The sequence below is a fragment of the Paraburkholderia bengalensis genome (genome assembly GCF_037126505.1).
GTDB lineage: Bacteria > Pseudomonadota > Gammaproteobacteria > Burkholderiales > Burkholderiaceae > Paraburkholderia > Paraburkholderia bengalensis.
Genome location: NZ_JACFYJ010000081.1, coordinates 13,806 through 38,095, shown reverse-complemented (window position 1 = coordinate 38,095; position 24,290 = coordinate 13,806). Strand labels below are relative to the sequence as shown.

Annotated in this window: 19 protein-coding genes and 1 pseudogene; 6 read left to right on the top strand and 14 right to left on the bottom strand. The window is 65.5% G+C overall.

From position 1 onward, the window contains the following. Nucleotides 1-147 precede the first annotated feature (147 nt). The 8 genes and pseudogenes from H3V53_RS32795 to H3V53_RS32760 all read right to left on the bottom strand — a co-directional run bounded on the left by H3V53_RS32795 (nt 148) and on the right by H3V53_RS32760 (nt 8,354). On the bottom strand, nt 148-873 hold the full coding sequence (locus H3V53_RS32795; protein ID WP_336601391.1) for an ABC transporter ATP-binding protein: 726 nt from the start codon (nt 871-873) through the stop codon (nt 148-150). Next, nucleotides 870-1,685, bottom strand: a complete 816-nt coding sequence (locus H3V53_RS32790; protein ID WP_336601390.1) for an ABC transporter ATP-binding protein — start codon at nt 1,683-1,685, stop codon at nt 870-872. The genes H3V53_RS32795 and H3V53_RS32790 overlap by 4 nt, the downstream gene beginning before the upstream one ends. 314 nt (nt 1,686-1,999) lie before the next feature. Continuing rightward, a pseudogene (locus tag H3V53_RS32785) lies at nt 2,000-3,250 on the bottom strand (branched-chain amino acid ABC transporter permease); the annotation flags it as partial. Further along, complete coding sequence (locus H3V53_RS32780; protein ID WP_336601389.1) at nt 3,243-4,205, bottom strand: branched-chain amino acid ABC transporter permease; 963 nt, start codon at nt 4,203-4,205, stop codon at nt 3,243-3,245. The gene H3V53_RS32780 and the pseudogene H3V53_RS32785, both read right to left, overlap by 8 nt. A gap of 3 nt (nt 4,206-4,208) precedes the next feature. Continuing rightward, nucleotides 4,209-4,661 (bottom strand): acyl-CoA thioesterase, encoded by a 453-nt coding sequence (locus H3V53_RS32775; protein WP_336601388.1) that lies wholly within the window; start codon nt 4,659-4,661, stop codon nt 4,209-4,211. 30 nt (nt 4,662-4,691) lie between these two features. Continuing rightward, nucleotides 4,692-5,840 (bottom strand): iron-containing alcohol dehydrogenase, encoded by a 1,149-nt coding sequence (locus H3V53_RS32770; RefSeq protein WP_336601387.1) that lies wholly within the window; start codon nt 5,838-5,840, stop codon nt 4,692-4,694. Nucleotides 5,841-5,947: 107 nt separating this feature from the next. After that, nucleotides 5,948-6,979 (bottom strand): threonine aldolase family protein, encoded by a 1,032-nt coding sequence (locus H3V53_RS32765; RefSeq protein WP_336601386.1) that lies wholly within the window; start codon nt 6,977-6,979, stop codon nt 5,948-5,950. A 49-nt stretch (nt 6,980-7,028) separates the two neighbouring features. Beyond that, nucleotides 7,029-8,354 carry a YbfB/YjiJ family MFS transporter gene (locus H3V53_RS32760; protein ID WP_336601385.1) on the bottom strand — a complete coding sequence of 442 codons (1,326 nt, stop codon included), beginning with the start codon at nt 8,352-8,354 and terminating at the stop codon, nt 7,029-7,031. Nucleotides 8,355-8,502: 148 nt separating this feature from the next. Here H3V53_RS32760 and H3V53_RS32755 point away from each other — a divergent pair, with 148 nt between their 5' ends. Beyond that, nucleotides 8,503-9,408, top strand: a complete 906-nt coding sequence (locus H3V53_RS32755) for a LysR substrate-binding domain-containing protein (protein ID WP_054924932.1) — start codon at nt 8,503-8,505, stop codon at nt 9,406-9,408. 87 nt (nt 9,409-9,495) lie between these two features. On the opposite strand, the gene alaS is transcribed toward H3V53_RS32755, so the two are convergent. Further along, complete coding sequence (gene alaS, locus H3V53_RS32750) at nt 9,496-12,120, bottom strand: alanine--tRNA ligase (protein ID WP_336601384.1); 2,625 nt, start codon at nt 12,118-12,120, stop codon at nt 9,496-9,498. Between the two features lie 298 nt (nt 12,121-12,418). Between alaS and H3V53_RS32745 the strand changes: the two genes are divergently transcribed. After that, nucleotides 12,419-13,639: a CaiB/BaiF CoA transferase family protein gene (locus H3V53_RS32745; RefSeq protein ID WP_336601383.1), complete on the top strand. Its 1,221-nt coding sequence runs from the start codon at nt 12,419-12,421 to the stop codon at nt 13,637-13,639. Between the two features lie 78 nt (nt 13,640-13,717). Here the strand turns inward: H3V53_RS32745 and H3V53_RS32740 are convergent, their stop codons facing one another. Continuing rightward, nucleotides 13,718-14,269, bottom strand: coding sequence for an RBBP9/YdeN family alpha/beta hydrolase (locus tag H3V53_RS32740; RefSeq protein ID WP_336601382.1), 552 nt, complete (start codon nt 14,267-14,269; stop codon nt 13,718-13,720). Between the two features lie 43 nt (nt 14,270-14,312). After that, the gene (gene ggt, locus H3V53_RS32735; protein WP_336601381.1) at nt 14,313-16,130 is read right to left on the bottom strand and encodes a gamma-glutamyltransferase; all 1,818 of its coding nucleotides are present in this window, start codon (nt 16,128-16,130) and stop codon (nt 14,313-14,315) included. Nucleotides 16,131-16,697: 567 nt separating this feature from the next. Here ggt and H3V53_RS32730 point away from each other — a divergent pair. Together H3V53_RS32730 and H3V53_RS32725 are read left to right on the top strand one after the other, a co-directional pair. Next, the gene (locus H3V53_RS32730) at nt 16,698-18,419 is read left to right on the top strand and encodes a glutamine--tRNA ligase/YqeY domain fusion protein (protein ID WP_336601380.1); all 1,722 of its coding nucleotides are present in this window, start codon (nt 16,698-16,700) and stop codon (nt 18,417-18,419) included. A 140-nt stretch (nt 18,420-18,559) separates the two neighbouring features. Beyond that, entirely contained in the window at nt 18,560-19,468 is a 909-nt protein-coding gene (locus H3V53_RS32725) for a transporter substrate-binding domain-containing protein (protein WP_336601379.1), read from the top strand. Nucleotides 19,469-19,487: 19 nt separating this feature from the next. On the opposite strand, the gene H3V53_RS32720 is transcribed toward H3V53_RS32725, so the two are convergent. Both H3V53_RS32720 and H3V53_RS32715 read right to left on the bottom strand, forming a co-directional pair. Beyond that, entirely contained in the window at nt 19,488-19,946 is a 459-nt protein-coding gene (locus H3V53_RS32720; RefSeq protein ID WP_336601378.1) for an NUDIX hydrolase, read from the bottom strand. Then, complete coding sequence (locus tag H3V53_RS32715; protein ID WP_336601377.1) at nt 19,943-20,332, bottom strand: RT0821/Lpp0805 family surface protein; 390 nt, start codon at nt 20,330-20,332, stop codon at nt 19,943-19,945. Before H3V53_RS32715 ends, H3V53_RS32720 begins: the two co-directional genes overlap by 4 nt. 309 nt (nt 20,333-20,641) lie before the next feature. On the opposite strand from H3V53_RS32715, the gene H3V53_RS32710 reads away from it, so the two are divergent. After that, complete coding sequence (locus H3V53_RS32710) at nt 20,642-20,872, top strand: hypothetical protein (protein ID WP_336601376.1); 231 nt, start codon at nt 20,642-20,644, stop codon at nt 20,870-20,872. Here H3V53_RS32710 and H3V53_RS32705 read toward each other — a convergent pair. Beyond that, nucleotides 20,851-22,251 (bottom strand): cytochrome-c peroxidase, encoded by a 1,401-nt coding sequence (locus H3V53_RS32705; RefSeq protein WP_336601375.1) that lies wholly within the window; start codon nt 22,249-22,251, stop codon nt 20,851-20,853. The genes H3V53_RS32710 and H3V53_RS32705 overlap by 22 nt on opposite strands. Nucleotides 22,252-22,467: 216 nt before the next feature. On the opposite strand from H3V53_RS32705, the gene H3V53_RS32700 reads away from it, so the two are divergent. Further along, nucleotides 22,468-24,039: an acid phosphatase gene (locus H3V53_RS32700; RefSeq protein WP_336601374.1), complete on the top strand. Its 1,572-nt coding sequence runs from the start codon at nt 22,468-22,470 to the stop codon at nt 24,037-24,039. Nucleotides 24,040-24,290: the final 251 nt, after the last annotated feature.

Genomic DNA, 24,290 nt, shown 5'->3' with positions numbered 1-24,290 from the left:
CCCCGGCAACGCCCGCGCCGCGTAGGCGCTATCGCGGATGCCCGCGCAAAGGGCAAACACACACCGGCAACGCCCGCGCCGCGAAGGCGCTATCGCGGAGGCCAGCGCAAAGGGCAAACACACACCGGCAACGCCCGCGCGAACACTTCACCCCACGCCAAGCCACTCCCGCATCACGTCGGATCGCGCGTGGAACGCTTCAGGCGAACCATCGAAGACGACTTCGCCATGCCCCATCACCGCGATGCGGCTCGCGATCCGCGCGGCGATCACGAGCCGCTGTTCGATCAGCAGCATCGCCACGCCGCGATCGCGCAGCAACTGCAGCGCCGCCGCGAGTTGCGCGACGACCTGGCCGGCAAGACCTTCCGTCGGCTCGTCGATCACGACGAGATCCGGATCGCCTAGCAGCGCGCGCGCAATCGCAAGCATCTGCTGTTCGCCGCCCGACAACACGCCCGCCTTCGTGCGCGCCCGCTCGCGCAATACCGGGAAAAGCGCGTGCGCGTCGTCGAGCGTGAAGCGCGCAGTACGCGTCCTGCCCCGCGCTTTGCCTCGCGGTCCGATGCCGAGCTGCAGATTCTCGCGCACGCTCAGCGTCGGAAACACGTCGCGCTGTTCAGGCACATAGCCGATGCCGAGCCGCGCTATCTCGAACGCGCGCCGCTCGTCGAGCGATAGGCCCGCGAAGCGGATCACGCCTTCCGAACGCACGAAGCCCATGATCGCCCGCGCGAGCGTCGAGCGCCCCGAGCCGTTGCGGCCAGCAAGCGCAACGGCCTCGCCCGCGTCGATGCTCAGGTTCACGCCATGCAACACCTGGCTTGCGCCGTACCACGCGCGCAGATCGCGGATTTCCAGCAACGTGCTCATCGCGTGGTGCCTCGCGTCGCGCCGTCCGTATCGTCGAGGTGGCCTCCGAGATTGCCTGTGAGGTCGCCTCCGAGGTCGCCTAGATATGCGGCCCGCACGACGGGATCGGCGCGGATCGCCTCCGGCGTCCCCGTCGCGATCACTTCGCCTCGCACGAGCACGCTGACGCGATCCGCGAGACCGAACACGACATCCATGTCGTGCTCGACCATCAACAGCGTGCGGCCCGCCGTCGCCGCGCGGATCAGTTCGACGGCGTGCGCTGCTTCGGCGCGGTTCATCCCCGCCGTGGGCTCGTCGAGCAGCAGCGTGTGCGCGCCGCTCGCCAGCGCCAGCCCGAGATCGAGCGCCCGCTGCTCCGCGTAGCTCAACGTGCCCGCGATCGCGTCGCGTCGCGCGCGAAGACCCACGGCATCTAGCACCTGCTCGGCGTGTTCATCGGCTGCGCGCGCGTTCGTGAAACGCTGCCACCAGCGCATGCGGTCGCGATTCGCGATCTGCGCGGCGCAGCGCAGGTTGTCGAAAACGCTCAGTTTCGCGAAGCAGCTCGTGGTCTGGAAACTGCGCGCGAGTCCGCGCCGGCAAATGGCAGCGGGCACAAGACGCGTGATGTCGGCGCCATACAGCTCGATGCGGCCCGCGCTCGGACGCGCCGCGCCCGCAATCAGGTTGAAGAGCGTCGACTTGCCGGCACCGTTCGGTCCGATCAGCGCGTGTCGTTCGTGCGGCTCGATGGAGAGATCGACGCCGCGCAATATGCGCGTCGCGCCGAAGCGCTTGTCGAGCCGGTGCACGGCGATAGCGGGAATCATCGGCGCGCTCCCGCGCTTTTGTCTGCGCTTTTGCCCGCGACGCTCTTGTCCGTGCTCTTGTCCGCGACGCGCCCGTCTGTGCTCTTGTTCGTGCTCTTGTTCGTGCTCTTGTTCGTGCTCTTGTCTGTACTCTCGTCTGCACTCTTGTCCGTGACGCTCTTGTCTGCGCTCTCGTCTGCACTCTTGTCCGTGACGCTCTTGTCCGCGCTCTCGTCTGCACTCTTGTCCGTGACGCTCTTGTCCGCGCTCTTGTCCGAGACGCTCTTGTGTGTGCTCTTGCCCGTGCTCTCATCTACGCTCTCGCCCGCGCTCTGGCCCACGCTCTTGTCCGCGCTTTTATCCAAAGCCCTGCGCCTGTCGATCCGCGCTGCCGCGCGCACCGACAGCCAGCCCACAGCCGCAAGCGCCAGCACGGCCGCCGCGAGCGAAGCGCCACCCGACATCGCCATGATTCGCGCGCGTTCCTCCGTGCCGAAGCGCTGCGCGTACGCCCATTGCATGCACAGCACGGCCACGAGCGACCACGCACATGCGCCGGCCGTGCGCGCGGCAAGGGACGGCAACGAGGCGCGCCAGCCGTTGCGCGCACAACGCGCCGTCTGACGCTGCAGAAATCCTGCGATGCCATCGGGCGCGCTCACCACGACGACCACGAAGAACAGTCCGAGATACCACAGCCACGCATGCGTGACGCTCGCGACGACCACACTGAAAAACGTCAGCACGACGGCGCCCACGACGGGCCCGAAAAACACCCCGCTTCCGCCGATCACGGTCGCGATCAGCACGGAGCCCGAACGCAGCATGCCGACGCTTTCCGTCGACACCAGTTCGACGTTGATTAGCCCGAGCGTGCCCGCGATCCCCGCGAAGAACGACGACCACACGACGATCTCGTAGCGCACGCGGCGCGGAAAACAGCCGATCGCGGCCGCCCGCGCCGGGTTGTCGCGCACTGCGTGCGCAAGCCGCATGAACGGCGTACGCCACAGCGCTTGCATCGCGAGCACGGCGAGCACGCACCACAGTGCGATCAGCGCGTACGCTTCGCGCGCGGGGCCGAACGTCAGGCCCGGCAGCGCGAAGCCCGCCGTGCGGTCGATCGCGACGCCCGCCTCGCCGCCGAACCAGTCCGGCAACGTCCACGCCGCTGCTGCAACGAGTTCGCCGATACCGAGCGTGATCATCGCGAACGCGGTGCCCGCGCGGCGCGTCGCGACGAGGCCGTACAGCGCGCCGAACAGCGCGCCGCCGACGCCGCCCACCAGCGGCAGCAGCGGCAGCGGCATGCCGACGCGGTTGAACAGATGCGCGGCGATCAATGCCCCGATCCCCGACGACGCCGCGTGACCGAACGACAGCAGGCCCACGCCGCCGAGCAGCAGGTTGTACGAAAGCGCGAACACGATCATCGCGGCTGTCTGCGCGAGCCATGCGACGAGCCAGCTCTGGTTCGACAGACAAGGCGGCGCGACGAGCAGCAAGGCAAGCGCGATCCACGGCAGCGCCGCGCGCCAGCGCGACGGCCGTGAAGAGTCAGGCGACGCGTGAGCCGGGTTATGCATCGTCGTCGCGTTGTCCGAAGAGGCCGCGCGAGCGCACCGCAAGCATCGCGACCAGCAGCACGTATGGCACGAGCGGCGCGAGTTGCGCGAGCGTCAGCGCGCTCCACGCGGGTGGCAGCGCGCGCTCAATGTCGCCCGTCGATGAGTCCATCAACGCGCTCGCCAGGTCGCCAAGCGAGATATCGGTGGAAACGGCGAACGTCTGCAGGCAGCCGATCACGAGCGAAGCCGCGAGCGCGCCGCCCAGCGACCCCAGCCCGCCGATGACGACCACCACGAACACGATCGAGCCGACGGCGTCCGCCATCGCCGGCTCGACGACGAACAGCGGCGCGCCGATCACGCCCGCGAGCGCGGCGAGCGCCGTGCCTGCCGCGAACACGCACGTGAATACGCGCGGCACGTCGTGGCCGAGCGCTTCGACGGCTTGCGGATGCGTGAGCGCCGCACGCACGACGAGTCCCGCTTTCGACACGCGCAGGACGGCATACAGCATCGCGAGCATCGCGATGGCCACGGCCATCATGAACGCGCGATAGCGTGAAAACGCGAGGCCGTACACATCGATCAGCGAGCCGTCGAGCGCGCGCGGCACCGGGGCGCTCAACGGCTGCAAGCCCCACACTAGCTTGACGCCTTCGGCGATCAGATAGGCCGCACCGAAGGTCAGCAGCAGCTCGGCGAGATGGCCGTGCGGCCGCACGCGCCGCAGCAGCCAGCGCTCGAGCGCGGCGCCCATCAGTCCGACGACCAACGGCGCGACGATGAGCGCCCACCAGAAGCCCGCGCGCGCCGCGACCGAAAAGCCGACATAGGCGCCCAGCATGTAGAAGCTCGCGTGCGCGAAGTTCAGCACGCCGAGCATGCTGAAAATCAGCGTCAGCCCGGCCGACAGCATGAACAGCAGCAATCCGTAGCTGACGCCGTTCAGCGCATCGATGACGAACGACTGCACGCGTCAGTCCGCCTGCGGCTCGCGCACGATCAGCGGCTCGAGGGCCGTGCGCATCTTGTCGGGCAGCGGCACGGGCCGGCGCGTGTCGCGGTCAACGTAGACATGCACGAAATGACCTTGCGCGGCGGGCTCGGCCTCGCCCGCCCGGAACAGGCCCACTTCGTAGCGCACGCTCGATTTGCCGACGGCCATCACGCGCAGACCCGCATCGATACGATCCGGAAAGACCACGGGCGCGAAGTAGTTGCAATGCGTTTCGACGACCAGGCCGATGATCGTGCTGTGCTCGATGCTGAGCACACCCGTGCGGATCAGATACTCATTTACGACCGTGTCGAAGTAGCTGTAATAGACGACGTTGTTCACATGGCCGTAGACGTCGTTGTCCATCCAGCGCGTACCGATGGACAGGAAATGCAGATACGCGCTGCGCGGCACGGGTGTGGGTTTGTGCATGGCGTGTTCGGCTGGAAGGAAGGGCGGCGTTTACAGCGATTCCGTCAGCATGCGACGGTAGTCGTCGGCGCTGGCTTCGCGCGGATTCGTCTTGTGGCAATGATCGGCGAGCGCGCCCTTGATCACCTTGTCGAACACGCTTTCGTCGACGCCCATCTGCCTGAGGCCCGTCGGCAATCCGAGGCGCGCCGTCATGTCGTGCAGCGCCTGCGCCAGATCGGCGTTGTCGGGCAGATTCATCACGCGGCGCATGCGCGCGTAACGGCGATTCGCGACGACCGTTTCCGCGCTTTCATTGAAGCGCAGCACGGCGGGCAGCACGACGGCGTTGAGCGTGCCGTGATGCAGCGACGTGCGCCCGTTCACAGGCACGCCGCCGAGCGGATGCGACAGCGAATGCACGCAGCCCAGCCCTTTCTGGAACGCCATCGCGCCCTGCATCGACGCGCTCATCATGTTCAGGCGCGCGTCGCGGTTCTGGCCGTCGCGTGTCGCCAGCTCGATGTTCGCCCATGCGCGCTCCAGGCCGTCGAGCGCGATGCCGTCGGCGGGCGGATTGAACGACGGCGCGAGAAACGTTTCGATGCAATGCGCGATGGCGTCCATGCCCGTCGCGGCCGTCAGCATCGACGGCAAGCCGAGCGTGAGACCGGGATCGCAAATGGCCGCTTTCGGCAGCAGATGCCACGAGTGAAAGCCGACCTTGCGACCATCGTTCAGGATCACGATCGCACCGCGCGCGACTTCGCTGCCCGTGCCCGCCGTGGTCGGAATCGCGATCAGCGGCGCGGCGGCGCTCGTGATCCGGTTGCTCCCGCCTTCGATGGTCGCGTATTCCGTCATCGTGCCCGGATGCGTCGCCATGATCGCGACGCCCTTGGCCAGATCGATCGACGAGCCGCCGCCGATCGCCACCAGCCCGTCGCAGCCTTCATCGCGATAGCGCTGCGCGGCCGCCATCACCATCGCTTCCGTCGGATTCGACGGCGTGTCGTCGAAGATGGGCACGCCGGAAAGCTTCAACGCATCGATGGCCTGCTGCGCCACGCCGGCCGCCAGCACGCCCTTGTCGGTCACCACGAGCGGCCGCCGGATGCCCGCGCGTTCGCATTCGGCGGGCAACTGCGCAAGCGCGTCGTAGCCGAGATGAATGTGCGTCAGATAGTAGATGTAGGCCATATCGATGCGTCTCCTTGGTGGGCTGCGGTTTCTGCATTTGTTATGGAGCGGCGAGCGCCTGGGCTACGGAGCCCGCGGCGACGGGCATTGGCAAAACACGTGAGACCTCACGCGCTGCACAGTGCGCGCACGTCGGCGGCGAAGCGCTCGACTGTTTCGGGCTGCGTATCCCACGCGCACATCAGCCGGCAGCCGCCTGCGCCGATGAACTCGTAGAACTTCCAGCCGCGCGTGCGCATCGTCTTGGCGACGTGCGGCGGCAATTGCGCGAACACGGCGTTCGATTCCGTCGGGAACATGATGCTCACGCCGGGAATCCCGGCAAGGCGCGACTCCATCAGCTTCGCCATCGCGTTGGCGTGGCGGGCATTGCGCAGCCAGACGTCGTTGTCGAGCAGACCGAGCCACGGCGCGGAAATGAAGCGCATTTTCGACGCGAGCTGGCCCGCCTGCTTCAGCCGGTAGGCAAAGTCGTCGGCGAGCGCGCGATCGAAGAACACCACCACCTCGCCGACGGGCAAGCCGTTTTTCGTGCCGCCGAAGCACAGCACGTCGACACCCGCGCGCCACGTGATCTCCGAAGGATGGACGTCGAGCGCGGCGACGGCATTCGCAAAGCGCGCGCCGTCCATGTGCACCTTCAGATGACGGCGCTTCGCGATCGCCGCAATCGCGCGGATCTCCTCGACGCTGTAGACGGTGCCCACTTCCGTCGATTGCGTGAGCGTGACGACCTTGGGCTTTGGATAGTGGATGTCGGCACGGCGCGTGATGATGGCTTCGATGGCGTCGGGTGTGAGCTTGCCGCCGACGCCGGGCGCCGTCAGCAGCTTGGAGCCGTTCGAGAAGAACTCGGGGCCGCCGCATTCGTCCGTTTCGATGTGCGCCAGCTCGTGGCAGATCACGGAGTGGTACGACTGGCAGAGCGACGCCAGCGCCAGCGAGTTGGCCGCCGTACCGTTGAAGACAAAGAACACTTCGCAGTCGGTCTGGAACAGGTCGCGCAGGCGGTCGCAGACTTGCTGCGTCCACGAGTCGTCGCCGTAGGCCGGTTCGTGGCCGCTGTTGTTGGCGGCGATCAGCGCTTCGAGCGCCTCGGGACAGATGCCGGCGTAGTTGTCCGACGCGAAATGTTGCATGGCAGGCGGCGCGCCTGGCGACGGGCGCGCAAGGATGACTGGAAAGCGGTCATTTTAGTGCGCCGGATGCCGAATTTGTTTTTGGGCGCGCGGGGCGCAGCATCGTCACGGCGACGAGACCCGCCGCGCCCGCGAGCAATGTGAGCGCGGCCAGCCAGAGGGCGAGCGTGAACGAGCCCGTATGCGCGGCGATGGGCGCCGCGACGAGCGGCCCCGCGATCTGTCCCAGCCCGTATGCCGCCGTCGCGTAGCCCATCAGGCTCGCTGCGTCGTCGCCGTGCAGGCGGCGCGCCTCGCGCATTGCAAACAGCGTGATGGCCGTGAACGGCAGGCCGATCAGCGTGCTGCCGAGCGAAAAGCCGGTCGCCGTCGGCGACACGATGCCCGCGGCGATACCCAACGCCTGCAGCACGTAGCAGGCGGCCAGCAGCGTGCGGTTGTCCCAGTGCGAAGGCAGGCGCGCGCCCACCAGCGCGCCGGCCACCAGCGCGAGGCCGAGCATCGGCCAGAACAGATCGGGCCACGGCGAGCCCGCGGGCAGTGCGGCGCGCGCAATGACGGGCAGGAACGTCGCGGTGATGATGTAACCGAAGCCGGGCACGGCGTAGAGGACGATCAGCCAGAAAGCGTCCGCGCGATGCAGATGCGCGGGGTGATGCCGGTGTTCGGCTTGGCCATGTTCGGCTTGGCCATGTTCGGCTTGCGCCTGTTGGGCTTGCGAGTGCGCCGGCCGTTGCGGTGCCTGGCCCGCGTTCGCCGCGTTCGCATCAGTAGCCGATGCGCAGGCCGACGGTTCGAAGGTCCGCCACACCAGCACGGTCAGCACAGCCGACAGAAGCCCAAAACCGATCCAGCCCGCCGACGCGCCATAACCGCTCGCCGCGCTGACCAGCAAGCCCGTTCCGGCGATGCCGACACCCGGTCCGGTGTAGATCACGCCACCCCACTCGTTCGCCCGCAAATCGGCCAACCGCCGCAATCCCCATTGCGAGGCGAACACGAAGGTCCACGCACTGACGGCGCCCGCGACGAAGCGCACGGCGGCCCACACCCAGAACTGCTGCGTGACGCCCATGGCAAGCACGAGCAGCACCGTCAGCGCGAGGCCCGCCCTCACCATGCGCGCCGCGTCCACGCGCAGCGCCGCGCAGCCGATCGCGCCGACGAAGTAACCGGCGTAGTTCAGCGACGCGAGCCAGCCGCCTTGGCGGATGTCGAGCGCGCCGCCGTGAAGCATTAGCGGCAGCAGCGGCGTGAACGCGAAGCGTCCGACACCGAGCGCGACGGCCAGCGCCACCATGCAAGCAAGCGCCGTGCGGCGCGCGGCATGAGGCGAAACGTGAGACTGGACGGTGGGCGCGGCAAGATTATTCATTGGTGGGCGGGCGGCGGAGCGCGCCGTCAGTGGCGTGAGCGGTGCAGTGGTCTGCGCAGCGATGTGTTTCCTATGCCCGAATCGTAGCTTGACCGTTCGATCTCATAAAATGAATAATACTGATAGATTCAATCTTTCAGAGAGATCGATGGACCTTGCTGCCTTGACCATCTTTCGCGCTGTCGTGCGAGAAAACGGCGTGACCCGCGCCGCGGCGAAGCTCAACCGGGTGCAATCGAACGTAACGACGCGTATCAAGCAGCTCGAAGAGCAGCTGGGCGCCGAGCTTTTTATTCGCGACGGACGGCGGCTCGTGCTGACGCCCGCCGGCGAGACGCTCTTGCCGTACGCCGAACGCCTGCTCGCACTCGCCGACGAGGCGCGCCATGCAATCAGGGACGCCCGCCCGAGCGGCCGCCTGCGGCTCGGCACAATGGAAAGCGTGGCCGCGACCCGCCTGCCCGGGCTGCTGGCGGAATACCACCAGGCGTGGCCCGATGTCGCACTCGAACTGGAAACGGGCACAACAGGCAGGCTGATCGACAGGGTGCGCGAATTCGAGGTCGACGCCGCGCTGGTCGCGACGCCGTTCGACCCCGCATGGAACGGCGGCCTGTTCGATGCCATCCCTGTCTTCCGCGAGGAACTGGTGATGCTGACGCCGCGTGGCTATCGCCCCGTTCAGGAAGCAGGCGATGCCGGGCTTTCGACGCTGATCGCCTTCGAGGCGGGCTGCTCGTACCGGGTGCACATCGAGCAATGGTGCATGGAGCGCGGCATCCGGCCCGCGCGGGTGCTGGAGCTAGGCTCGTATCACGCGATCGTCGCGTGCGTGGCGGCGGGCGCGGGCGTGGCCGTCGCGCCGCGCTCGGTGCTGGCGCTGATGCCCCAATCGAACGATATCGCCGTGCATCCGCTCGACGGAATGGGCGGCATCGATACGCTGCTGGTCTGGCGGCGCGGCCATTTTTCGTCGGCGCTGAACGCGCTGCGCGACATGCTCGTCGCGAGCGGCAATGTACCGCAGGTGCCGGCGCAAGATCTGGCCGCCTGAATCCGCCGGCTCGAAAAAACAAAAGCCGCGAGTCTCATCGACCCGCGGCCTTTTTTGCGCGATGCGAACGCCGCGCGACTCAGCCGCTTAGAGCTGCGCCGCGACCCAGCCCTTCACGCCTGCCAATGCAGCGGGCAGATTGCCCGGCTCGGTTCCGCCCGCCTGCGCCATGTCGGGACGGCCGCCGCCCTTGCCGCCGACCTGCTGCGCAACGAAGTTCACCAGTTCGCCCGCCTTGACCTTCTTGCTCGCGTCGGCCGTGACGCCCGCGATCAGGCTGACCTTGTCGCCTTCGACGGACGCCAGCACGATGGCCGCGCTCTTGAGCTTGTCCTTGAGCTTGTCGACGGTTTCGCGCAGCGTCTTGACGTCCGCGCCTTCGAGCGTCGCCGCCAGCACCTGCACGCCGGATACGTCGATTGCCTGGCCGGCCAGTTCGTCGCCCTGGCTCGACGCGAGCTTCGACTTGAGCGCGCCCAGTTCTTTTTCCAGCGACTTCACCTGATCCTGCACCATCGCAATACGCTGCGTCAGCTCCGACGGCTGCGCCTTCAGCGCCGCCGCCGCCGCGTTGATACGCGCGTCGAGTTCCTGCACATAGCGCACGGCGTTGTCGCCCGTGATCGCCTCGACGCGGCGAATGCCCGCCGCGACGCCGCCTTCCATCACGATCTTGAACAAGCCGATATCGCCCGTACGGTGCACGTGCGTGCCGCCGCACAGTTCGCGCGAAAAGCCGAGATCGAGCACGCGCACTTCGTCGCCGTACTTTTCGCCGAAGAGCGCCATTGCGCCGCCCTTCACCGCCTCATCAAAAGGCATGACGCGCACGATGCCAGGCGCGTTCGCCAGCACTTCCGCGTTGACGATCGCTTCGACACGGCGGATTTCGTCGTCCGTCATGGGCGCGTTGTGCGCGAAGTCGAAGCGCGTCTTGTCGGCGTCGACGAGCGAGCCCTTCTGCTGGACGTGGCCGCCGAGCACCTCGCGCAGCGCCTTGTGCATCAGGTGCGTGGCCGAGTGGTTGCGGGCCGTGCGCGCGCGGCGGACGGCATCGATTTCCGCCTTCACGACGTCGCCGACCTTCAGCGTGCCCTGCTCCAGCGTACCGTGATGGCCGACGACATCCGCCTGTACCTTCAGCGTATCGACGACGGCAAAGCGCACGCTCGCGTTCGCCAGCACGCCCTGGTCGCCGACCTGGCCGCCCGATTCCGCGTAGAACGGCGTGTGATCGAGCACGACGACGGCCTGCTGGCCCTTCGTGACTTCGTTGACTGACGCGCCGTCGACATACAGCGCCGTGACCTTCGCGTCGTCGAAGACGATTTCTTCGTAGCCGTGGAACGTGGTCTTCGCGCCCGAGTATTCGAGGCCCTGCGCCATCTTGAACTTGCCGGCTGCGCGCGCCTGCTCGCGCTGACGGGCCATCGCTTCGTCGAACGCGGGTTCGTCGACCGTGACGCCGCGCTCGCGGCATACGTCCGCCGTCAGATCGAGCGGGAAGCCGTAGGTGTCGTGCAGCTTGAACGCGACTTCGCCGTCGAGCGTCTTGCCGCCCTTCGCGTCCAGATCGGCCAGCGCGGACTCGAGGATCGACATGCCGTGCTCGATGGTCTCGAAGAAGCGTTCTTCTTCCTGACGCAGAACGTCGGTGACGCGTTGCTCGGCGTCCTTCAGTTCCGGATATGCGCCGCCCATCTGCGCGACGAGGTCCGCGACCAGCTTGTGGAAGAACGAACCCTTGCGACCGAGCTTGTAGCCGTGACGGATGGCGCGGCGCACGATACGGCGCAGCACGTAGCCGCGGCCTTCATTGCCGGGAATCACACCGTCGACGATCAGGAACGAGCACGCGCGAATGTGATCGGCGATCACCTTCAGCGAGTTGTTCGACAGATCTTCGACGCCCGTCTCGCGGCCAGCCGCCTTGATCAGCGCCTGGAACAGGTCGATTTCATAGTTGCTGTGCACATGCTGCAGCACGGCTGCGATCCGCTCGAGGCCCATGCCCGTGTCCACGCACTGCTTGGGCAGCGGAGTCATGTTGCCCTGGGCGTCGCGGTTGAACTGCATGAACACGAGGTTCCAGATTTCGATGTAGCGATCACCGTCTTCTTCAGGCGATCCTGGCGGGCCGCCCCACACGTCCGGGCCATGGTCGTAGAAGATTTCGGAGCACGGGCCGCACGGGCCGGTATCGGCCATCTGCCAGAAGTTGTCCGACGCGTAGCGCGCGCCCTTGTTGTCGCCAATGCGGATGATGCGCTCGGTCGGCACGCCGACTTCTTTCGCCCAGATGTCGTAGGCTTCGTCGTCTTCCTGATAGACGGTGACCCAAAGCTTTTCCTTCGGCAACTGGTAGACGCCCGTCAGCAGCTCCCACGCGTAGTGAATCGCGTCGCGCTTGAAATAGTCGCCGAACGAGAAATTGCCGAGCATTTCGAAGAACGTGTGGTGACGCGCCGTGTAGCCGACGTTCTCCAGATCGTTGTGCTTGCCGCCCGCGCGCACGCTGCGCTGCGCCGTCGTGGCCCGCGAGTACGGACGCGATTCGGCGCCGAGAAACACATCTTTGAACTGCACCATGCCCGAATTGGTGAAGAGCAGCGTCGGGTCGTTGCCGGGCACGAGGCTCGACGAGCGGACGATCGTATGGCCCTTCGATTCGAAGAACTTGAGGAATTTCTCGCGGATTTCGGCGGCTTTCATAGCGTGCTTTGGGGACGGTCCTGACTTGAGCCGACGGCTGCGGAACGCTTACCGGCCGTCGCAATGGATTGTTTCCTGAACGGTCGATTATACGGGATCGGCGCGCCCACGCGGCGCCGCGGCGTGGCTCGCGCGCGGCGTTGGCCATTCGGCCAGCTTTTATCGAAAAACGGCCCGATGCGTCATTTGTCCTATGCCGTCAGGCCGGGTGGGCCGCGCGCGGCCGATCGCTTAAGATGCATCACATCGTTGAAACGGGCACCCGCGTGCCTCATTACATGGGAGACGTAGACAGAACATGGGCGCACTCAGTCATATTCGCGTGCTGGACCTGACCCGCGTACTGGCCGGTCCGTGGTGCGCGCAAACGCTCGCCGATTTCGGTGCCGACGTGATCAAGGTCGAACGGCCGGGCGCCGGCGACGACACGCGCCATTGGGGGCCGCCGTACCTGAAGACGCCCGAAGGCGAGGACACGCGCGAAGCCGCCTATTACCTCGCGGCGAATCGCAACAAGCGCTCGGTCACCGTCGATATCGCCACACCGGAGGGGCAGGCCATCGTCCGCGAGCTGGCGGCGCAAAGCGATGTGGTGCTGGAGAACTACAAGGTCGGCCAGTTGCAGAAGTATGGGCTCGACTACGCGTCGCTGAAGGCCGTGAAGCCGGACATCATCTACTGCTCGGTGACAGGCTTCGGCCAGACGGGGCCGTATGCGCAGCGCGCGGGCTACGACTTCATCGTGCAGGGCATCGGCGGCTTCATGAGCATCACGGGCGAGCGCGACAGCCTGCCGGGCGGCGGCCCGCAGAAGGCGGGTGTCGCGATCGCGGACCTGATGACGGGCATGTACTCCACGGTGGCCGTGCTCACGGCGCTCGCGCATCGCGAGCGAACGGGCGAAGGCCAGTACATCGACATGGCACTGCTGGACGTGCAGGTCGCGATGCTCGCCAACATGAACTCGAATTTCCTCGCAAGCGGCAAGCCGCCTGCGCGCTGGGGCAACGCGCACGCGAACATCGTCCCGTATCAGACCTTCCAGACGAGCGACAGCTGGATCATCGTCGCGGTGGGCAACGACGGACAGTTCCGCAAGTTCGTCGAAGCCGGCCAGCGCGCGGAACTGGCCGACGACGACCGCTTCGCGACCAATCCCGAGCGCGTGCGCAATCGCGAGATTCTCGTGCCGATACTCGCCGACATGGTCCGCACGCGCAGCAAGCACGAGTGGATTGACGCGCTGGAGGCGGCGGGCGTGCCCTGCGGCCCGATCAACGATCTGGAAGAGGTGTTCGAGAACGAGCAGGTCATCGCGCGCGGCATGCAGCTGGAGCTGCCGCATCCGACAGCCGGCTCGGTGAAACTGGTGCGCAACCCGATCCGGATGAGCGCGACGCCGCCCGAAGCGCAGGCCCATCCGCCCACGCTCGGCGAACACACGGAAACCGTCTTGCGCGACGTGCTCGGATATGACGACGAGCGGATCGACGCGCTGCGCGGACGGTCGGTGATCTGACGGGTCAGGGGGAACGTTGAGAGAACGTCGAAGAAACGTTGGGAGAAACGGGTTGGGGGAAACGGTCCGCGCCGCGGCTCACGCCAGCGAAGCCAGCCAGCGCTGCCCTTCGTCCCAGTCGTCGAGACCGCTGTCCGCGTTGATATGGCCGCGCGGACCGATGTTCTCCCAGCGGCTGCCCCATGCGCGCGCGCAAGCCTGCGAAAACGGCACGCCGCCATACGGATCATCGGTGCTCGCGACGACGATCGACGGGAACGGCAGCGGCCGCATCGGCACGTCGTCGAAGCCGGCCGCGTCGGCGGGAAAGCCGGCGCCTGCGGGATCGGGCACCGCGACGAGCAAAGCGCCTGCTACTTTCGCGAGCGTGTAGTGCGAGGCATGGCGCGCCGCCCAGAACGCCACGGTCAGGCAGCCGAGGCTGTGCGCGGCGAGCAGCACAGGCGTGCGCGCGGCGGCGATCGACGCATCGAGCGTCGCGCACCATTCGCCGCAATCGGGATGATCCCAGTCGCGCATCGGCGCGCGCGAAAAGCCGGGATACCGCGCTTCCCAGCGGGTCTGCCAATGCCCAACGCCAGAGTTCATATAACCCGGCAACACGATTACGCTCTGCTGCTCCAACGCCATTCGCTTCCCCTTTATTCGTCTGATTTCCGAAAGGACAACGACGCTATTGAATCACACGACCCACGCCCGCGCCGCGCGGGTCCGCGGCGGGTTGCGGGGTCGTGCCGTCGATGCGGATCATCTGCACGTCACCATTGAATTTCTGACCCTCGAGCGTGTAGCCGCGCGCTTTCAGCTGTTCGGCGAGTTCGCCGTCGATGGGGTGATACGGCTCCCAGTAGATCGTCTTCTGCGGCAGCAGCTGATGGTGAAAGCGCATCGCGGCGAGCGCGTCGGCGGGCGGCATGTTGAAGTCGTAAAGGTTCGTCATCACCTGGAAGATCGACGTGAAAATGCGCGAGCCGCCCGGTGTGCCGATCACGAGCGACACCTTGCCGTCCTTCGTCAGGATGGTGGGCGTCATCGACGACAGCGGCCGGCGGCCGGGCGCGACCGTGTTGACATCGCCGCTCGTCACGCCGAACTGGTTCGGTACGCCCGCCTTCGTTTCGAAATCGTCCATTTCGTCGTTCAACACGAAGCCTGCGCCGTCGACAACCACGCCCGAGCCGAACGGCCCGTTCAGCGTGTACGTGTTCGACACGGCGTTGCCCCATTTGTCGACCACGGAAAAATGCGTCGTCTGCGCCTTCTCCGGCATCGCGTCGCCGAGCCCCGGCTTCACGGGCGCGCCGCCCGGCACTTCGTCGGGCGTGATGTCCTCGACCCGCTTCGCGAGGTACGCATCGTCGATCAGCTTGTCGACGGGCACGCGGAACGAATCAGGGTCGCCCATGTACTGCTGGCGGTCGGCGAACACGCGATCCTCGATCTGCGCGACCAGGTGGACGTACGGCTCGGAATTGAGCGCGACCCCGTCGAATTGCGGCTTCAGATCGGCCTTCATCTTCAGCAGCTGGATCAGCCCGACGCCGCCCGAACTCGGCGGCGGCGCGGTGACGATCTGATAGCCGTTCCAGCTGGCCGTCACGGGCTGACGCCAGACGGCCTTGTACTGCAAGAGATCGGACTTCGTGATCAGGCCGTGACCGTACATCTGGCGCGCGATCAGCTCGGCCGTCTGCCCTTCGTAGAACTCGCGGCCGCCGTCGTCGGCAATTCGCGACAGGGTCTGCGCGAGTTCCGGCTGACGGAACACGCTGCCCGCTTTCAGGTTCGAGAAGTACGCATCGAAATTGGTCTTGCCGCCAAAACCCTGCGACGCGCCTTCGCGGCGCTTTTGCAGCCATGCCTCGACCGTGAAGCCATCTGTCGCGTATTTGATCGCGGGCGCGAGCACCTGCTTCCACTTGAGCTTGCCGAAGCGCTTTTGCGCCTCCCACATGCCGTCGACCGTGCCCGGCACGGCCACTGCGCGGTGGCCCACAAGGCTCATGCCTTTGATCACATTGCCCTTGTCGTCGAGATACATGTCGCGCGTCGCGCTTTGCGGCGCTTTCTCGCGATAGTCGAGAAAGTACGGCTTGCCGTCGACGTACAGCGTCATGAACCCGCCCCCGCCGATGTTGCCGGCGTCCGGGTAGGTCACGGCGAGCGTGAACGCGATCGCGACGGCGGCGTCGACGGCATTGCCGCCCGCTGCGAAGATCTGCTGCGCGGCGTCGGCGGCGTAGCGGTCGGGCACCGCGACGGCCGATGCGTCGAGCACCGGTTTTGGCTGCGAAGTTTTCGCATCGACGGCAGGCGACGCGACGAAGCTCGCGAGCAGCACGCCCGTGAGCGCAAGCGTGGTGGCAAAACGCGCAAGCCGGCCTGAAACGCCGGCGGCGACATCTGAACCGGCATGGGCGCCTGCATGAGTGTCGACATGCAAGTCGGCGCCAGAATGCGCGCGAGTCGCGCGCGACATCGGAAGGGACATCCGAGAAACTCCGGGATCTTGGACCTGCCCGCGCGTGGACGGCGGCGATGGCCGGTTCGCGGCAAGGACAGATCGCGTGGAACGGCGGGATCGGGCGGCTGCAGCGCCCGCGAGAGGCGCGCCCGAGCCCACGACAGCATAACGGAAACGCAGTGGCGTCTGAAAAACGCCGGCATGGGCCATGAGCGCCCGGCGGCTCGCACGAAAACGACCCCGCCTGCCGGAGAAGCTCGCGCAACAGCCCGCGTCAGATTCAATCGAGGCGCCGCGGGACGCGCCCGGCGTCGGCCGAAACGCACGCGGACGCAGTCGATCGCCCCGATTGCCCAGAAACGGCGCGCGACGCATGCTAAGCGCCAACACCCGCCTGCGCCAACGCGATTTACCTCCTGTTACAGCGCCTTTCGCGCCACGCGGGCACGCCCGTCCGACGCAACCCGCGCCGCAAGCCGCGCCAGCGCTCGCTGCATCGCGCGAGCCTAAAGACTGTCGCGGAATGTGTCGTCAGGTAGAATTGACAGACTAACGGACGCATATAGTGTCCAGGACCGACTTTCTCCTTCTCGCATGAACAACGATCGCAAAGACGCCGAGCGCAACGACGCGCCCGTTTCCAACTTCATCCGCAACATCATCGAAGACGACAACCGCTCCGGGAAGTGGGGCCAGCGGGTGGAAACACGCTTCCCGCCTGAGCCGAACGGCTATCTGCACATCGGCCATGCGAAGAGCGTCTGCCTGAACTTCGGCATTGCGCAAAGCTACGGCGGCGTCTGCCATCTGCGCTTTGACGACACGAACCCGGAAAAGGAAAGCTTCGAGTACGTCGACTCGATCGTCGACGCGGTGAAGTGGCTGGGCTTCGACTGGAACGTCGACAACAAGGAGCACCTGTACTTCGCGAGCGACTACTACGACAAGCTCTATGAGTTCGCCGAGCTGCTGATCACGCGCGGCAAGGCGTATGTCGACAGCCAGACGGCGGAGGAAATCCGCGCGAACCGCGGCTCGGCGACGGAAGTCGGCACGCCGTCGCCGTTCCGCGAGCGCAGCGTCGAAGAAAACCTGGACCTGTTCCGCCGCATGAAGGCGGGCGAGTTCAAGGAAGGCGAGCACGTGCTGCGCGCGAAGATCGACATGTCGTCGCCGAACTTCAACATGCGCGACCCCGTCATCTACCGCATCCGCTTCGCTCACCACTACCGGACGGGCGACAAGTGGTGCGTGTATCCGATGTACGACTACACGCACTGCATCTCGGACGCGCTGGAAAACATCACGCATTCGCTGTGCACGCTCGAGTTCGAAGATCACCGCCCGCTCTACGACTGGATTCTCGACGAACTCGCCGAAGCCGGCATCTTCACGCGCCCGCTGCCGCAACAGATCGAGTTTTCGCGTCTGAACCTGACGTACGCCATCACCAGCAAGCGCAAACTGCTGCAACTCGTGACGGAAGGCCATGTGGACGGCTGGGACGATCCGCGCATGCCGACCATCGTCGGCGTGCGCCGGCGCGGCTTCACGCCCGACAGCATCAGGCTGTTCTGCGAGCGCATCGGCATCACGAAGGTCGATTCGTGGATCGACATGAGCGTGTTCGAAGGCGCGCTGCGCGACGACCTCGACGACAAGGCGCCGCGCGCGACCTGCGTGCTCGACCCGCTGAAGCTCGTCATCGACAACTACCCGGAAGGCCAGACGGAAGCATGCAGCGCGCCCGTTCATCCGCATCACCCGGATCGCGGCCTGCGCACGTTCCCGTTCTCGCGCGAGTTGTGGATCGAGCGCGAAGACTTCATGGAAGCCGCGCCGAAGGGCTATTTCCGCCTGTTCCCAGGCAACAAGGTGCGGCTGAAGTACGGCTATGTGGTCGAATGCACGGGCTTCGACAAGGACGAAAACGGCAAGATCACGGCCGTGCACTGCAACTACTTCGCGGACAGCCGCTCGGGCACGGAAGGCGCGAATAACTACAAGGTGAAGGGCACGATCCACTGGATCAGCGCGACGCAGGCCGTGCCCGTCGAGGTGCGCCTGTACGATCGACTGTTCAAGGAAGCCCAGCCCGACGCGGGCGGCCGCGATTTCCTCGAAGCGCTCAATCCCGATTCGAAGCGCATCGTGCAGGCGTACGTCGAGCCGGGTCTGCGCGACATCGAGCCGGAACAGCGCTATCAGTTCGAGCGTCACGGCTACTTCGTCGCCGACCGTTACGACACGAAACCGGGCAAACCCGTATTCAACCGGATCGTCAGTCTGCGCGACAGTTGGGGCAAGCCGGCGTAAGCTGATTGTTTGCTTGCGCGATGTGCGCCTGCGTGGCGCGCGTGTGCAGGCCGGTCCGCCACGCGCAGCAGCGCAACACAAAGCAACATCGAAGCCGGGACGAAGCAGCCGGGGATGATTGCCGCCGGCCAGGGGGAACAATGAAGGTTGCAATCAGAAGAATGCGAGCGGCACTCGCAGCCGCCGCAGCGCTCGCGCCGCTCGCCATGTCCGCGCATGCGGCCGAGCTCACGGGCACGCTCAAGAAAATCCACGACGACGGCGTGATCGTGCTCGGCGTGCGCGAAGCGTCGATTCCGTTCTCGTACTCGAACGGCGACCGCACGATCGGTTATTCGCAATCGATCGCACTTGCCATCGTCGACGACATCAAGAAAACGCTCGCGATGCCCAACCTGAAGGTGCGCGAGGTGGCCATCACATCGGCGAACCGCTTTCCGATGCTGGTCAACAACCAGATCGACCTGGAGTGCGGGTCGACCACCCATACGCGCGAGCGCGAGAGCGTCGCGGCGTTTTCAAACAGTTTCTTCCAGTACGCGGTGCGGATGATCGCGCGCAAGAACGCGGGCATCACGGATTTCCCCGACCTCGCGGGCAAGACCGTGGTGACGACGGCGGGCACGTCGGACGAGCGGCTCGTGCGCCAGCTGAACAGCGAAAAGCAGCTGAACATGCGCATCGCGAGCGCGAAGGATCATTCCGACGCATTCGCCGCGGTGAAGGCAGACCGCGCGGTGGCTTTCGTGATGGACGAGCCGATTCTCTATGGCTTCCGTGCAACCGACCCGCGCCCCGACGACTTCATCGTGACGGGCACGCCGCTCGGCTACGAAACCTATGCGTGCATGTTCCGCAAAGGCGACGCGCCGTTCCGTGAGCTGGTGAACCGCGTGATCGCGAAGATGCAGACTTCAGGCGAGGCCGAGCGCCTCTACAACGTCTGGTTCACGCAGCCCATTCCGCCGCATGGAATCAACCTGAACTATCCGCTGTCGGCGGAAATGCGCGCGCTGTTCGCGCATCCGAACGACAAGGCGCTCGACTGATACACATGTGCGCCCGCCGCTACGTCGCGTCGAGCGTGACGTGCAGTTCGGCGAGAGACAAGGTGGTCTGAAAGAGCCGCGTGAGGCTGCGGCTCGCATAATGCTCGACTTCGTGCGGCGCCGCCCAGCGAAACGCATCCATCTCGGGAATCATCGTGCCGTCGGAGCGGCGCGGAAACATCGACGTGCACCTGCAGCGCGTGAGATCCAGTTCGTCGGCGAGCGCGCGCGCGGCGAACAGATGCAGATCCTTGTCCCGCCGATACACGAACAGCCCAAGATCTTTCAGGCGCTGCGCCGCGACGACGATCCCCGTTTCCTCTTCCATTTCACGCAGCGCCGTCAGATGGGGCGCTTCGCCCTCTTCGCCCTGCCCCTTCGGAATATCCCAGTGACTGGTTTCCGTCGCATGCGCGAGCAGCACCCGCCCGTCTGGATCGAGCAAGACGACGCCGCAAGAAACCGTGCGTGCGCTCAATGTTTCTTCTGCAACACCCAGCGGCCCTCGCCCTGACGGCAGAACTGCGGGTTCAGATTCATCGACTGGCCTTTCGCGCTCAGCACGACGTGCAGCGAACGGCAAGTGCGGTCACCCGTTTTCGACGTAGCGTCGGGTGTCAGTTGCGCTTCGATTCGCGTGCTGTTGCGCAGGCCTTCGTTGTTCCACGTTGTGGATTCGCCATCCTGCTTCTTGTCGAGCGCCTCGGAAGCGGCCGCCCTCAGCGAGTCGTTGTCGGCCTGCTTCATGTACGCCATGGGTGTGTCGTTCAGAAAGCTGAGATTGGCAGCGGACGCGCCGACGGCGCTTGCAAGCAGCAACGCGCCTGCACAAAGTTCAAACGCGGCTCGGATTCGCATCGACATGAATTTCTCCGGAAAGATCGGTTCGGGCAGGATCGGCGCGGGCGCTCGGCTACGCGATCTGGACCTCAAAAGGATAGCACGGCGATCCGGCGCGCAGGCTCGTTGGGCGGCTGCGTCGCCGGCTCGAACAGATCGCCTTGTAAGACGCTCGCGTCCGGGATGGTGCTTGCGCCGTCAGCGGCCCGTCGCCGGGCCGTTGGGGCTATTTTTAGGATACGTCTCATAGGCGGTGGGAGGCGCTGTCCCTAACATCAACCGAGTCGATTTCAACCGCCGATTCAAGCGCTTACGCGTGGCGACTCCCCGCTCATGGACCTCTCGCTCGCCTTGCAATTTTTCGCCGCGATGCTGTCGCTGATCTGCGTCATTCTGGTCGGCATCGTGATCCGTTTCGATCCCGCGCCGATGCCGACCATCGTGCGCATCCACGGCGTGCGCCGCAGCCGCTGGCCGTGCATGCTGACGCGTGCGGGGCTGATGTGCGTGCTCGCGTCGTTCGTCGTGCTGCTTGTCAGCTGCTATTTGCTGCTGACGATGTGAGCGTCCGCGTGTTGCTGGGGCGCTTCGGGGTGGTAGCCGTCCGTCAGTGTCTGCAGGAACGCCACCACGTCCTTGATCTCTGATTCATCCAGCGCGGGTTTGTCGCCCGGCTTGCGATCAAACGGCGGATCGGTTTTCAGATTCGTCCAATACTTCCTTGGCAAATCGTCGAATTTCTGCACTTTCCCCTTTACGACGGGATAGAATTTCTCAGGATTCGTATCCCGCTGCGCGTAGAAGCGGACCACTTCGTCGAGCGAGTGATAAATCCCGTTATGGAAAAACGTCCTGCGTAATGCCACGTTGCGCAACGAAGGCGTACGGAAAATTCCGCAATATTCATCGCGACCTTTCAGATCGGCGCGCTCCGGTCCACACGCACCCAGATCGTAGAAATGCGGATCACGGTTCACGGCCAACGAGCGATTGCGCGGCACGCCGATCGCGATCAGACCGAAATCGGTGAACGCAGGCGCCGAGCCGTCGCGTGCGCGCTGACTCAGGTGACAGCTCGCGCAGTTGCCCTTGGTTTCGTCGTTGAAAAGCTGCAGGCCGTGCAACTCGGCCTTCGTGAGCTGCGCCCTGCCGGCGAGGAACGCGTCGTATTTGCTCGAATACGGATAGAACAGCTCGGGCGACTCCTCGAATACTTCGAGCGCCTGCAGCACGGCCTTGAATGTTGCGTCGTCGCTGTCGAACACGTGCTCGCCGAAGGCATCGCGAAACTGGCTCGCGTACGGCGCGGCCCTGACGGCCGCCGCGACTCTGGCAGGACTGCTGCCCATTTCGAACGCGGACGTCAGCGGCATGCGCGCCTGATCGTGCGCGCTGTTCACGCGGCCGTCCCACATCAGGCCGCCCGTGGGGCCCACATCGACGCTTTCGTCGCCTTCGTCGTCGGAGTCGTGATAATGCTCGGTGAACGATGGCACCTTCTGCAGATATTTGATGTTCGGCGCGGCGCGCATGCCCTGCTGGCGCATGTCGCGACCGCCCAACTGGACAGACAACGCGTTCGGCGGTCCGAATGCATGTTGCGGGCTGTGGCACGACGCGCACGCAAGCTTTCCCGATCCTGACAGCGACGGATCGAAGAAAAGTTTGTTGCCGATAGCCGTCACCTTTCTGACGGATTCATATACCTGCGCACGCGTCTGGCCGCCGGCGGGACCCGCGGCGGCATCGGCCGACACCTTCTGCATCTGGACACCGCCCTCGCGGCTCGCGTCCGATGCATCGCTGGCTGCCGCGCGCGCGCTTTCGCGTTGCGGACTGCGCGCATCGCAGGCCGCGAGCAGCAGCGCTGCCGATACGCACAGCACGCCCAACCATCCCGCGCAATTCCTTCCGCTCCCAGACCCCGCCACATCGCGCCACATATCTCTTTCTTACCTGCTCATGTTGATCGACGCGCCGAGGGTATTTCACAGACATGTCGCTCAAATGACATAAACCAAACGACGCATCGCTCATCCCAAGCAAATCGACAATATCAAGTAAGAAATTAATGGTCCTGTCAAAAACGCTTGCCACACTCTCGCCGCCGGCCGTTCCCCTGCGGATCGCCGCCGGTCCCCAACGCGAGAGAGAAAATCATGAACAAGAAACTGATCTGCACGACGCCTTTGGCGATCGCCGCAGCGATCGGGCTGTACGCATGTGGCGGCAATGACAAAGCCACGCTGTCGTCCGTCAAGAACGTCGTGGTGATCTACGCCGAAAACCGCAGCTTCGACAACCTGTATGGAAACTTCCCCGGCGCGAACGGCCTGCAGAACGTGACGGCGGCGACCTCACGCCAGCTCGATCGCGACGGCTCCGTGCTGCCGACCCTGCCCCCCGTCTGGAAAGGCCTGACGCAGGCGGGCGTGACGCCCGTCATCACGCAGGCGATGACGGCCAACCTGCCGAACGCCCCGTTCGCCATCGATGATCCGAACGGCTTCAACACGTCGCTCAACCTGACGACGCGCGACCTCTATCACCGCTTCTACGAAAACCAGATGCAGATTCACGGCGGCAAGAACGACATGTTCGCCGCGTGGGCCGATTCGGGCGGTCTGGTGATGGGCCATTACACGGCGAACGCCGACAAGCTGCCGCTGTACAAGATCGCGCAGCAATACACACTCGCCGACAACTTCTTCATGGGCGCGTTCGGCGGCTCCTTCCTGAACCACCAGTGGCTGGTCTGCGCGTGCACGCCGTTCTATGCGAACGCGAACGCGAGCCCGGCGGCGGGGTCCGTGTCGGCCGTCAACGCCGACGGCGTGACGCTGACGCTGGCTCCGACGTCGGCGCCATCGGCGCTGACGGATATTCCGACCTTCAAGAACTCGGGCAACCTCACGCCCGACTTCTACGCCGTCAACACGATGCAGCCGCCGTATCAGCCGAGCGGCAACAAGCCCGCCTCGGGCGGCAATGCGAATCTCGCCGATCCCGCCAACCCGTCGACGCTGCCGCCCCAGACGAACCAGCATATCGGCGATCTGCTGAACAACGCGGGCGTGTCGTGGGCGTGGTACAGCGGCGCGTGGGGCACCGCGGTGAGCGCGGCGCAAAACAACACGGCCAACGTGATCTACGGTGCGAACCTGAGTTCGCCTAACTTCCAGCCGCATCATCAGCCGCTCAACTACTTTGCCGACCTCGCGCCGGGCACCGACAACCGCGCAAAGCACCTGCTCGACGGCGGTCTGAACGGTTCGGAGTTCATCAAGCAGATCGACGCCGGCGCGCTGCCGCAAGTCGCGTTCTACAAGCCGCAGGGCAACCTGAACGAGCACGCGGGCTACACCGACGTCGCGCAGGGCGACCAGCACATCGCCGATGTGATTTCGCATCTGCAGAAGAGCCCGCAGTGGGGCAACATGGTCGTGATCATCACGTACGACGAGAACGGCGGCTTCTGGGATCACGTCGCGCCGCCCAAGGGCGACCGCTGGGGTCCGGGCTCGCGGATTCCCGCCATCATCGTGTCGCCGTTCGCAAAGAAGGGCTTCGTCGATCATACGCAGTACGACACGACGTCGATCCTGCGCTTCATCACGCACCGCTTCAATCTGCCGACGCTGCCGGGCCTCGCGGCGCGCGATAGCGCGCTCGTCGCCAACGGCGGCCAGGCGATGGGCGATCTGACGAATGCGCTCGACCTCGACAAGTGATCGCGTCAACGCGCCAATGAACACGCAGGTGTGCCCGTAGACGGCAGCGGCGAAATACGGGCAGGCAACAGTCGCGCATTTATTCACGTTCGATGCGCAACGTTTATGGGCAGCTTCGGCTGCCCTTTTTTGTGAGCGTTCGATGCAGATATGGGGACGATGCGGCGCCCAGCTTTCGCAGACAGGCGTGATGGACGGGACAGGATGCTGCTGACGGCGGCTGCGGCCGGTGACAGCGCAGCGCAATGGAT

Coding starts and splice junctions, on each gene's coding strand:
- H3V53_RS32765 (WP_336601386.1), bottom strand. CDS start 6,979: ATGCAACATTTCGCGTCGGACAACTACGCCGGCATCTGTCCCGAGGCG.
- H3V53_RS32775 (WP_336601388.1), bottom strand. CDS start 4,661: ATGCACAAACCCACACCCGTGCCGCGCAGCGCGTATCTGCATTTCCTG.
- H3V53_RS32795 (WP_336601391.1), bottom strand. CDS start 873: ATGAGCACGTTGCTGGAAATCCGCGATCTGCGCGCGTGGTACGGCGCA.
- H3V53_RS32745 (WP_336601383.1), top strand. CDS start 12,419: ATGGGCGCACTCAGTCATATTCGCGTGCTGGACCTGACCCGCGTACTG.
- H3V53_RS32755 (WP_054924932.1), top strand. CDS start 8,503: ATGGACCTTGCTGCCTTGACCATCTTTCGCGCTGTCGTGCGAGAAAAC.
- ggt (WP_336601381.1), bottom strand. CDS start 16,130: ATGTCCCTTCCGATGTCGCGCGCGACTCGCGCGCATTCTGGCGCCGAC.
- H3V53_RS32790 (WP_336601390.1), bottom strand. CDS start 1,685: ATGATTCCCGCTATCGCCGTGCACCGGCTCGACAAGCGCTTCGGCGCG.
- H3V53_RS32715 (WP_336601377.1), bottom strand. CDS start 20,332: ATGTCGATGCGAATCCGAGCCGCGTTTGAACTTTGTGCAGGCGCGTTG.
- H3V53_RS32700 (WP_336601374.1), top strand. CDS start 22,468: ATGAACAAGAAACTGATCTGCACGACGCCTTTGGCGATCGCCGCAGCG.
- H3V53_RS32710 (WP_336601376.1), top strand. CDS start 20,642: ATGGACCTCTCGCTCGCCTTGCAATTTTTCGCCGCGATGCTGTCGCTG.
- H3V53_RS32730 (WP_336601380.1), top strand. CDS start 16,698: ATGAACAACGATCGCAAAGACGCCGAGCGCAACGACGCGCCCGTTTCC.
- H3V53_RS32770 (WP_336601387.1), bottom strand. CDS start 5,840: ATGGCCTACATCTACTATCTGACGCACATTCATCTCGGCTACGACGCG.
- H3V53_RS32760 (WP_336601385.1), bottom strand. CDS start 8,354: ATGAATAATCTTGCCGCGCCCACCGTCCAGTCTCACGTTTCGCCTCAT.
- H3V53_RS32740 (WP_336601382.1), bottom strand. CDS start 14,269: ATGGCGTTGGAGCAGCAGAGCGTAATCGTGTTGCCGGGTTATATGAAC.
- H3V53_RS32725 (WP_336601379.1), top strand. CDS start 18,560: ATGAAGGTTGCAATCAGAAGAATGCGAGCGGCACTCGCAGCCGCCGCA.
- H3V53_RS32705 (WP_336601375.1), bottom strand. CDS start 22,251: ATGTGGCGCGATGTGGCGGGGTCTGGGAGCGGAAGGAATTGCGCGGGA.
- alaS (WP_336601384.1), bottom strand. CDS start 12,120: ATGAAAGCCGCCGAAATCCGCGAGAAATTCCTCAAGTTCTTCGAATCG.